The organism is Thermodesulfobacteriota bacterium (assembly GCA_039028315.1).
Classification (GTDB): Bacteria; Desulfobacterota_D; UBA1144; order Nemesobacterales; family UBA2774; genus CR02bin9.
On record JBCCIH010000083.1, the window covers coordinates 1 to 9,620 of the forward strand.

The 9,620-nt window shown below is 40.7% G+C and carries 6 protein-coding genes; 5 read left to right on the forward strand and 1 reads right to left on the reverse strand.

Annotated features, from left to right (window positions below):
* Positions 1-348: hypothetical protein (locus tag AAF462_06535; GenBank protein MEM7008778.1), on the forward strand; the 348-nt coding region annotated here is incomplete at its 5' end.
* A 256-nt stretch (positions 349-604) separates the two neighbouring features.
* Here AAF462_06535 and AAF462_06540 read toward each other — a convergent pair.
* On the reverse strand, positions 605-4,855 hold the full coding sequence (locus tag AAF462_06540) for an isocitrate lyase/phosphoenolpyruvate mutase family protein (protein MEM7008779.1): 4,251 nt from the start codon (positions 4,853-4,855) through the stop codon (positions 605-607).
* A 322-nt stretch (positions 4,856-5,177) separates the two neighbouring features.
* On the opposite strand from AAF462_06540, the gene AAF462_06545 reads away from it, so the two are divergent.
* The 4 genes from AAF462_06545 to AAF462_06560 form a co-directional block, all read left to right on the forward strand.
* Positions 5,178-6,560 (forward strand): TolC family protein, encoded by a 1,383-nt coding sequence (locus AAF462_06545; GenBank protein ID MEM7008780.1) that lies wholly within the window; start codon positions 5,178-5,180, stop codon positions 6,558-6,560.
* Positions 6,560-7,681, forward strand: a complete 1,122-nt coding sequence (locus tag AAF462_06550; GenBank protein ID MEM7008781.1) for an efflux RND transporter periplasmic adaptor subunit — start codon at positions 6,560-6,562, stop codon at positions 7,679-7,681. Before AAF462_06545 ends, AAF462_06550 begins: the two co-directional genes overlap by 1 nt.
* 28 nt (positions 7,682-7,709) lie before the next feature.
* Positions 7,710-8,156 (forward strand): YtoQ family protein, encoded by a 447-nt coding sequence (locus AAF462_06555; GenBank protein MEM7008782.1) that lies wholly within the window; start codon positions 7,710-7,712, stop codon positions 8,154-8,156.
* 7 nt (positions 8,157-8,163) lie between these two features.
* Positions 8,164-9,620: efflux RND transporter permease subunit (locus AAF462_06560; GenBank protein MEM7008783.1), on the forward strand; the 1,457-nt coding region annotated here is incomplete at its 3' end.

Sequence of the window (9,620 nt, forward strand, 5' to 3'; positions counted from 1 at the left end):
GAAGAATGTACAGATTACATGCAGGCATTTAACAAGCACCAGCTAGTCATTAAGGGAATGATGGACCTTAATTTTCAAGGAAAAATGAACTCTCAGGTTGGAGACGCAATTGGGAAAAGGATGAAAGAAGCCCAGGGGCCCTTAGACTCAGGAGACTATGACAAAGCTTGTAATATTTATGACTCTATAATAGCGGACTACGGATTTGATACCTCATTTGGAGAAGCACCTACGCAAGAGACCACAGAATCAACCAGCGGTGGTGGTGTTGAATCAACAATGGAAGCTAAACCTGCAGAAGCGGCTTCAAGCTCTGCAGCAGATGAAGCAAGTAGCGATGGCGAATAAATATATTTAGGGTTAATAGTACGATTTAGTTGTTGATACTGATTTACGGCGGGTAATGCTTGATCTAGTCGTCTTCATTATCTTGTTCTTTCTTAGCTCGCAATAAAATTGCGATAACAAATCCTGAAAGAACTAATGCATATATTATAGGTCCAAGAACTTCCATTAATTAGCAATCCTCTCTAATAATTTATATGCATATTATGATATACCGAAGGCTATATGTCTATAGCCCCCGGCATATTATTTTCTGAAATTATTTTTTCTTTTTAGTAGCTTTCTTAGCTGCTGATTTCTTTTGGATAAACTTCTTAAGTTCTTTTTGATCAGACTTTAGAAGTTCTTTAATTCTTGGTGGGTTAACCTCTGCAACAATTACATCTCCAACTTCCATATGAACATCACCAAATATGCCATGCTTCTGCATTCCTTTGGTCTGCATCTGGTTATCATCTGTTGGGTTAACATAGTGGATCGCGATTCCTTTGTATCTGTGTATAAGGAACAGTGATAGAAGAGCATTTAACCTTTTCTGTCTATACTCTGTATCAAATGTGTTCTGATCCCTTACAAAGATAAGAGTTTTACCCATACGATCAAGAATGGTGGAGAAGATTACGTCTCCGATTTTGTTGTTATCATTGTCAAAGACTGCTAGTTCTAATAACTCTGATCCTGCAGTATGAGGTCTAAGTTGTACTCTAAAGTTATCTTCAAAGCCATAGTGATCGCTCCATATCTCAAGCCAGTCTTCAAGAAGCCTTGGCGGAACCTCAGTTTCAACAAGGTGCTGAACCTGGGTAGAACCTTTACCCATAGCCTTAGTTGTAGCAGTACGACCTGAAGATGCAGCCAGTGCGCCGTCCATTCTAGGACCACCAACAAGTGACTGCGGTGTTTTATATGGAGAATCAACCAGTCTGAATTTCCTCTGAAGTCTTGCAAGAGCAAGCATTCCGTCCTGCTTTAGAGCAGTTGAGAATTCCTCTGCTGCTAGTCCATCTATCTGGTGTCCGCCATAAGTAATAAAGTCAAATACAAATCCAAGCTTTCCGATCTCTTTAGGGAAAATCCTCATTTCATCCTCTGTCATACCGGTCGTGTCCCAGTTAAAAGATGGTGAGAGGTTGTATGCAAGCATTTGGTCTGGATAAACTTCATGCATTGCTTCTGCGAACTCTCGAGCTTCTTCTAAATCTGCGGTCTTGGTTTCCATCCAAATTATATCGGCATAAGGGGCTACAGCTAGAGATTTTGCTATTGCATATTCAATACCACCCTTAACCTGATAGTATCCCTCAGGTGTCCTTGAAAGCTCACAGTCCCATGAAGCTTCAATCCCCATAGATCTTGCTTTTTCTCTTGCGTGGTGGAAGGAGACGTGCTTTGCAAACTCATACCATTCTTCAATAGTGAGTTCCATGTCTCTTCCTTCTTCAATCTGAAACTCCATCTTCTCTGCTACAGCCTGGGCAAAAGTCATAAGAGCTGACTCTGATTCCCATATTTCTACGAATTTAGTAGCTGCATTATCAAGCGGTTTGGTAATGCTTCTTTCTTTACCGTCTTTAAGCGCCTGAATGCTTTCGTCAATTATTGATGTAAGCCCTACTTCATCAAACCAAGTGTAGGCCTGCTCATACTCGTCATCTGAGATCTGATATAGAAGATGACCGTTAACATCTGTAATTCCTTTGTCATAGAATCTTTTTAGAATTGATAGGTAGCAGATTTTATATCCTGGTACATCTGTATTGGTAGCACCAAGAATAAACGGATGATCCCTCTCATCCCCCCTTCCGTCTAGAAGGTTTGCTGCTTCAGCATCAGTTCTTGCAACAATGATTCCAGGCACTTTCATAATATCTAGCTGGAATCTTGCAGCAGTTAGTCTTTTTATCTGCTCATCTATAGGAACAAGCACTTTACCGCCCTGGTGTCCACATTTTTTGGTACCAGGTTTTTGGTCTTCAATGTGATAACCAGTAACGCCAACTTCAACAAAACGGCGAATAAGGTTTCTTACGTGCGCATCACCGCCGTGACCTGTGTCTGCATCGGCTATTATAAATGGTCTGTAGTCATATTTAGGTGTAGATTTTCTTTCCTTCTCAGACATTCTTGATCTAAAGAATTTCTGGTTTTTATCTGCTGTAAGAAGCGCTCTTACCAATGTAGCAGCCTCATCTGGAACCTGGCTGAGCGGATAGCTTGCTAAATCCGGCCCTGGATCCTCATCCTTGGAGCCTTTAGCTGATGTTGCCCATCCGCCTAGATAGATACCTTCAATACCGATGCGTTTCATTGCCACAATCTGGCTTGGTGAATAAGGGCCAAAACTTGTGATCTGCTCACCCTTTGCAAACAGCTCTCTTAATCTATCGAAGAACTCTTGTGAATATACTCTTGCAACTGTGTAGTCTTGTTCTAATGTTCCCCTTTGCTGCACAACTTGACGCGCAGAATATAGACGCTTAACGCCTTTAAATCTTGGGCTTGCAAAATACTGTTTAGTTTCATGTACCTCTCTTTCGAAATCGTCCATTTCGTCCTCCAATGATGTGTCAACTCCCTTTTCCGGAGCAAAATCTAAGTTTTCTGTAATCCTTGTGCCGTCTTTTCTAAATGCATCCATATATCCTGCAATCCTTTGTTTTGCAGTCTCTAAATCATGGTTGTTAAGGTTTATATTTAGAAGATCAATGTACCAAGGAGTTTTTACTTCATCTAGCACATATGCTCTAACAATTTCCTTTGCTATAGGAAGTGTTGTAGGTTTTGAATCGTCATGTACATCTTTGTCTTTAGCTTTGAGAAGTTTCTCATATTCTTCATCTAATAGTCTCTCAAAGAGTTCAACTGTGAAAGTATCTCCGGCTTTTACTTTTGTCTCTTTATCAGCTTCGTTTAATTTGCCGCCTTTGTGAAGCCATTCCCAAAGAATGCTCAGTCTTATCTCACCTGTTGCGGCGTCCTCCATGAGATATAAAATGTCATCGTTACCAAAGAAATCAGCTGGCTTTAGTGCGGCAGCCTGAAATCCTTGTCCAAAAGCGTTTCCATATTGAAGCGCTACACTAATAAGGTTACGTGCTCCTCTTATAGATCTTGGAGCTTCTTCAAGAAGTGTTAGACCTTCTGCATCTTCGTCTGTATAAGTTAGCTCTGGGAACTTTCTTCCAAGCTGATTGGCATCACCGACTTTCTCCCAAACTGGTCTAATTATGTGAACCATCTTCCAGTGAGCAACCCACTTTCCGCTGGCTCCTTCTTTTTGCTCTCTAACTGCACCTGCTAGGGCTTTTTCCATACTGCTCTCAACACCTTCTTTAGAGCCTACAGGAATATTAGGTTCCATTCCACCCTGCCATAGCGCAAAATTGCCGTTTACATCAGGAGTATTTACCGCACGTCTTACACGGTCTTCATAATTTCTCATGTAGCCATAGGTCATGGTGATAGGCTCAATGTTAGGATTTATGAAATATTTATCCCAGGCCATAGCGTCAGAGACGCTGTTTATATAGTCCCATCTACCGGTATTAAATCCTACAAAGTGTCTTCCTAGTGCTGCTCTTATTTCCATTAGCTGAAAAGTCTCTTCAAGCTGCTCAATTAGCACATAACCTTTGATAGAGCCAATTGGGATATTAAGGTGATCCTCAAGTGCTGTTAGAAGCTCATTCCAAAATGCTGCTTCTTCAGCTGTCTGAATTTTTGGTAGGTAAAGTACGATTGAAGAACCATTTTCTTGAAGCTCTTGGTAGTTGTTAACTACATATGTCACCATGTCTACTATAGAAGCAGAAAGAGCAAGCCCATTTTCATCCCGTATGTGTCTGTCATCAAGATGAAGCCCTCTAGCACGGAAAATTATAGTAGTGAAATCAAGCTGTTTCTTCCAATCTTGTATTTTTTCTTCACCGAAAAAGCCCTTTGACCATTTATTCATTTCTCCGGCAACTTTTTCAGCTACTTCCATAAATTTAGGGTCTTTTCTTATTGCGAGCTTTAGGTTTCTCTGGTTATCAAGAGACATTGTATTAATCTGTCCCAGTGCATCCTCGCCATCAAACATCCAGCCGTCTGCGCCGGAAAGCAGAGCATATGCAACGTTACGAATGCTGCTCTCTAGAGGGGAATTGGGTTTTGCGGCAGGTCCAGTACCTTGTATCCATTGTGTTTGGAGATCATGAGGTATTTCTGAACCAACAAATTTACCATCTCTTGCATCTTGCACCTTAATATCGGTGCGTGGAATAAAATCATGTGAATCTAAAAATCTTATTCTTTCTTTGTTACGAAACCTCTGTGCTCTTCGGGCATATCTTTTTTCCATTAGCAGTTTTTGGTCTTTATTAAAAACAGACAAAACTGTTAATGCATCAATTACTTCATCTGTATATATATCGGGATATTCGTCAACCAGACCATCTCTGATCTGAAGACCTTTGTTGGATGAAATCACTCTTAGTGATTCCTGTGATAAATTTCTTACCGTACTCATTTCACCTATCTCCTTGCTTGGCAGTTTTTCATGCTACATAAAAAAATAGGCTTATCATTATAATATAAGAAACAGTTAAATCAAATTTATGTGCGCATTGCGTAAAGAAATGATTTTAAATTGAATAATTAAAGGGTGTTAGGGAAGTTTGCAGATGCAAAACTTATTGTGCGCTGCACAATAAAGATCCAATTCTGGACAATAATCAGAAATAATATAATTTGCCTTGAGGGTTCAAATTTCTCACCTTATTATATAAAATAGTTTTTGGGCGGAGAGACAGGTTGTTGAAAGCAGTCAAACAAAATAGCATTTAGTGTCTATGACTATAATAAATAAAAGAAAACTAATCCTCGTTCTTCTAACAGTGACCATATCTTTGGCCACTTATATAAGCTATGGGGAAGAGGTCATAGTTGAAGAGCAAATTGTCATAGAAGAATCTTCAGAGCTCACGCTTGAAGAGGCTTTAGTAATAGCAGTTGCCGATAACCCTAAAGTAGAAAATGCATTTTTAGAGATAAAAAAAGCTGACAGCGCTATTTGGGCTATTAAAACAAGACTCTTTCCAGAGTTTGATTTCAGTTTATATGAAGCTTATCACCTTACCGAAGAAGCCTTTGAGTTTAAACAGGGAGCTTTTGGAGATTTCCCGGTTATTGGGCCTATTCCAGCTGAAAATACAAGTATTGAAACAACACCGGATTTCACCACCTTTATTACTGCTACAGTTCAACAGCCCCTCTCTCAGCTATACGAAATATCTCTTCTTGTAAAGCAAAGAGAGATACAAAAAGCGGTTACTGATCAGGATTTTAGGGCGCGGGTTCTTAACATCACCGATGAAGTAAAAAACGAATATTATCAAATTCTAAAAACACAAAGCGACCTTGAAGCACAAACGGAGAAAATTGTTTTTTTAACATCACTCAAAGAACTTGTAAACAGAGATGTGGCTCAGCAAAGGCTTTTAGAAAGAGACAGCCTAGAGGTTCAGGCAAGGTTGGCAAGGGCAGAGTATAGGAAATTCAAACTTGAGAACACTTTAGACACGCAAAAAGAAAAATTTAATAAACTTCTCGGTCGGGATATAGAAACTCCCTTTAGTGTCACTCATGTGGATTACGCAGCACCGTTTAGCGTTAATGTACAGGATGCTGAAGAGCTAGCATTGGCTCAAAGACCCGAGATAGAAATAGCTGAACTTGATATTGAATTTGCCGAAAACGAAGTGAAAGTTAAAAAATCAAAATACATTCCTGAAGTTGGGGTTCAGTTTCAATACATTGCAAATTTAAATGTTGAGCTTCTACCTGAAAATATTGCAACTATTGGACTTTTTGCCAGGTGGGACGTATTTGACTGGGGAAGAAAACAAAGTGAGATAGCTCAGAAAAAGAAATCCGTCATACAGGCGCAAAACAGATTAGACGAAGCGACATCTCAAGTTCTTATAGATGTAAATTCATCTGTTCGTAGTCTTGAAGAAGCCACAGTTTTAATTGATGTCACAGAGCTTGAGAAGATTGCCGCAAAGGAAAACCTAAGAGTTGTAATGAATCAATACAGGGTACAGGACGCCTTATTGACCCAAGTGCTCGAGGCAGAATCAGATTTGGAAGATAAGAACAAAAATCATCAAAAAGCAGTGCTGGACTATTGGACGGCCCGGGCCGATTTAGATAGGGCAATTGGAGAAAACTGATGAAAATCACAAACCTTACTTTAGCCGTAGTTATAGCTATCGGCGGCATCTTAAATGCATGCAGTGGTGATCATAGCAAAAAGACTGTTACTCCGGTGAGAGTCGAAGAAGTCAGAATCCACGATGAAAATGCACCTGTACGATATACGGCGAGTGTAAACCCATACAGTCAAGTTAGTCTGGACTTTGAGGTCAGGGGTTATGTGATAGAGATTCTACAAACTCAAGGAGCTGATGGAAGATCCAGAGATGTTCAGGCAGGAGATTTTGTCACAACAGACCTGCCGCTAGCACTTATTGACCCTACTGAGTATCTAGCAAAAGTGGTGGAGGCTAAATCACAGCTCGCCTCAGCTAGGGCCGCGCAGCAAAAAGATACCGCGGCATACAAAAGAGCTCAAATACTTTATTCACAGCAAAGCATGACTGCTCCAGAGCATGACCGGGCTGTAAAGAACTTCAAAACATCTAATGCACAAGTTAAGGCGGCTGAGGCAAACCTGGTTGAGGCTGAGCAAAATCTTTCATACTGCACACTCAGAGCACCGTCTAATGGAGTTTTACTAAGCAGGGATATAGAAATTGGCGCTCTCGTCAGACCGGGAACAAAAGGATTTGAGCTTGCAGATGTATCAGCTGTTAAAGTTGTCTTTTCCATACCCGACACTGTGTTAGGAGACGTCAGGCTCGGCGAAGTAATGGAGGTTACAACAGAATCAATAAAAGACACCATTTTCTTAGGTGTGATAACAGAGATTGCGCCATCTGCAAATCTTAGAACAAGGGTTTTCAATGTTGAAATCACAATACAAAACCCCGAGAATCAGTTAAAGCCCGGGATGATAGCTTCACTGAACGTCTTTAAAGGAGATTCAGTAAATCCAGTGTACGCCGTACCTTTAGATTCAATAGTAAGATCAGTAAACTCCCAAGATGGATACGCAGTTTTTACAGTTCATGAGAGCGGGGGCAAGGTCAAAAGTCAAAGAAAGGACGTGACGCTTGGAAGTGTATATGGAAATAGAATAGCGGTTGTCCAGGGCCTAAGCGAAGGGGAAAAAGTAGTTACAATGGGAGCTCAGCAAATCCGAGATGGACAGGAAGTAAATATTATTCACTAGTTAAAATTAGAGAAGTGATGGAGGAAGCATGTCAGAGAATGTCTGGAGAATATATCTATCAGGTGAAATACATAGTGACTGGAGAGAAAGAATATTAGAGGGATCTGTAGATCTTCCAGCTGAGTTCTACTCCCCTGTCACAGATCACGAGGCAAGCGATCTTTGTGGTGAAGAGATACTAGGCAAAGAAGAGCTCAACTTCTGGAGAGATAGAAAAGGAGCCGGAATTAACTCCATAAGAACTAACACACTAATAGAAACAGCAGACATCATAGTTGTTAGATTCGGACCCAAATATAAGCAGTGGAATGCAGCTTTTGATGCTGGATATGCATCAGCTTTGGGAAAACCCATGATCACACTACATGATGAAGAATATGATCATGCACTCAAAGAGGTGGATGCTGCAGCTAGAGCGACGGCCAGAACCCCTGAGCAGGTAGTGGAAATTCTAAATTACGTAATTTTAAAGTAACCCTTATATGGCTCATAGAGACGACAAAGATATAATTGCCAATACCCATAACACGGCCCGTTATTTCACAGAAAACAGGCACGTAGCCTGGGTACTTCTTTTTGCAGTCCTTATCTGGGGCGCGTTTAGCTGGATGAACATGCCTAAACGAAAAGACCCCGATATTCCAGTTTTGGTTGCAGTTGCCATCTGCCAATGGCCAGGTGCAGATGCTGAGCAGGTTGAACAGCTTGTTACAAAACCAATGGAACAAACCATAGCGCAAAACTCTAAGCTTCATGAACCTGGAGCGGGAAATGATTTTGCCCTACAATCAACCTCTCTTGCTGGATATGCAATCATCCAAATTCAACTATCAGAAGGACTTGCGGATACTACGCAAGAGTTTAACGATATAAATTTAAGATTAAAGCAGCTAAACGATCAATTGCCTCAGGGCGCAGGCCCGATTCAGTTTAACAGCGGTTTTGGCAACACAGCGGCCCGAATGATTACTGTGGCTAGCCCCAAGGAAAGCGATCTGGAACTAGAGCTTAGAGCAAACAATATTAATAAGGCGATTGAACTAGCCAGAAATGATGCCGGATCAGAAAGCGGACGGGTATCTTTAGTTGTTGCTCTTCCAACATCCGTAGATACAACTGCATTAAATAGTGTTATAGAGCTCTTAGTAATAAATCTGATTGAAAACGGCATTGCTACAAATATTAAAGAGGTTATTGGGCCTTCTTTTATAGGACTTGATCTAAGCCCTCTTGTAGGCGATCAAGAGCTCTTAGACTATACATTTACTTTTACCAAACAAAAGCTTGGTCTAAACAGCTTTCATATAGACGGCTGGGATCCAATATTAGTTAGAGATATAAAAGACACAAAGAAAAAACTTAAAGAAGTTGACGGAGATAAATATAGTTACAGAGACCTAGAAAACATTACTGAACTAATAACTGAGAACTTTCAAACAATCGAGGAAGTCTCGATTATTCAGCGCTCAGGAACTCTTAGTCAAGTTATCTATCTTGATTACTCTCAGGACGTTTTTGCATCTTATGGAATTACTCCTGCAAAAATAAAAAGTGCTCTTAACGAGAGAAACATTATTGTCCCAGGAGGAGAAGTAGAGGTTGACGGCACTGAAGTCATTGTATATCCGTCGGGCGCATTTAACTCAGTAGAAGAGATTGCAAATGTAGTAATAACAGAAACACAAGACGGGACCCCAGTTTATTTAAGAGACCTTGGCGAGATTGTAAGAGGCTACCAAAGCCCGCCTAGCCTGCTTAATTTCTATAAGTGGCAAGATGATAAGGGCAATTGGCATAGAAGCAGAGCCATAACCTTGGCCATACAGATGCGGGACAAGGATCAGATAGGAAAATTCGGAGAGGCTTTAGATCAGGCTACACAAAAACTTGCGCCACTTCTGCCCTCGGACATCATTATAGATAAAACTTCAGACCAACC